Genomic DNA, 1,840 nt, shown 5'->3' on the forward strand with positions numbered 1-1,840 from the left:
TGGCCGAGCTGGATGCGGAACAACGTCAACTTTTGCAGGAGCTTTCGGCGCTGGAGGCCCGGGAAACCGCAGAAATAGCTGCACAGGCCAAACGTCCTGCATTTGAAAATGCCCCCGTCACGAACGCATCGTCATCGGGCGAGAAGGTAGAGCTGTTCCGCAGCCTGTTTGCTGGCCGCCCGGACGTGTTTCCAGTGAGATGGGAAAACCGCAAGACGGGACGCGCCGGCTATTCGCCCGCCTGCTTCAATGAATGGGTGAGAGGCATCTGCGGAAAACCGACTGTCAAATGCGGGGACTGCAAGCATCAGCGGTTCATTCCTCCCGATGCCAGTGTCATTGAACGACACCTCCGCGGCGGCGAGGGCCCTTCGGCCGACTTCGTGGCCGGCGTCTATCCGTTGTTGCGGGATGATACCTGCTGGTTCCTTGCAGCAGATTTTGACAAGGCGTCTTGGGCAGAGGACGCCGGTGCCCTGCTTGCAACTTGCCGGGCAAAAGAAGTGCCTGCTGCGCTGGAACGATCCCGATCGGGCAACGGCGGCCATGTCTGGATCTTCTTCGCCGAACCGGTATCGGCCCGGGCTGCCCGCCAGCTTGGATCGGCGCTGATCACGGAGACCATGGAGAGGCGACCGGAGATCGGCTTTGCATCCTATGACCGCCTCTTCCCAAACCAGGACACGATGCCCCTCGGCGGTTTTGGAAACCTGATCGCCCTGCCGCTGCAGCACAGCGCGCGGAGGGTCGGCAATAGCGTCTTTCTCGATCAGTATCTTCAGCCATACGACGACCAGTGGGCGTATCTGTCGACGCTGCTACGGATGTCTGCGGAGGCGGTAGCCGATTTTGTTGCGGCTGCTGAGGCATCTGGTCAGGTGCTGGCAGTCCGGATGCCGGTTGATGATGAAAACGCTGACGTGCCCTGGAAAATGTCGCCGTCGCGACGCCCGAAGGCAAAGCCTGCGGACGTGGTGGTTCCGCCAAACATCAAGGTGACAGTCGCAGATCAGGTCTATATTAACCGAACCGGGCTGCCCTCTGCGATGATTGCCCAACTGGTAAGGGTCGCAGCTTTCCAGAACCCCGAGTTCTATCGGGCGCAAGCGATGCGGCTGCCCACCTTCGGAAAGCCTCGCGTGGTCTCCTGTGCCGAGCTGCACCCGCGCCACGTTGCCTTGCCTCGAGGCTGCTTTGATGAGGCGGTTGAAGTCCTGATCGAACACGGTGCGCGGACAGAACTGGACGACCAGCGCAGCGATGGAACCCCGCTGCCGAATACGGTTCAGTTCCTTGGTGAGCTTCGGCCGCCGCAACGGCGCGCCTTCGAGGCGCTCACCGCGCATGATACTGGCGTGCTTGCCGCGACCACGGCCTTCGGCAAAACCGTCGTCGCGTCGGCCCTGATTGGTCATCGCGGCCGAAATACGCTGGTTCTGGTCCATCGTCGGGAACTTCTCGACCAGTGGGTTGAGCGGCTGAAGACTTTCCTTCAGATCGACCCCAAGCAGATCGGCACAATTGGCGGTGGAAGGCGAAAACCGACAGGCGTGATCGATGTGGCGCTTATCCAGAGCCTGGTAAGAGGCGGTGAGGTCGACGACATTGTGGCTGACTACGGCCAGTTGATCGTCGACGAATGCCACCACCTGTCTGCGGCGAGTTTTGAGCTTGTCGCGCGCAGAACGAAGGCGCGGTATGTCGTCGGTTTGTCGGCAACCGTCGCCCGAAAAGACGGGCACCATCCCATCATCTTCATGCAATGCGGCCCCGTACGGCATCAGGTTCATGCCAGATCGCAGGCCGCTGAGAGCGGCATTCGGCATCGGGCGCGCGAGCG

The 1,840-nt window shown here is 61.2% G+C and carries 1 protein-coding gene; it reads left to right on the plus strand.

The features are described 5' to 3' along the window. Window positions 1–1,840, plus strand: a 1,840-nt coding sequence (locus Q0330_RS14930; RefSeq protein ID WP_299481098.1) for a DEAD/DEAH box helicase, incomplete at both ends; no start/stop codon positions are given.

This window comes from uncultured Paracoccus sp. (assembly GCF_937873615.1).
GTDB lineage: Bacteria > Pseudomonadota > Alphaproteobacteria > Rhodobacterales > Rhodobacteraceae > Paracoccus.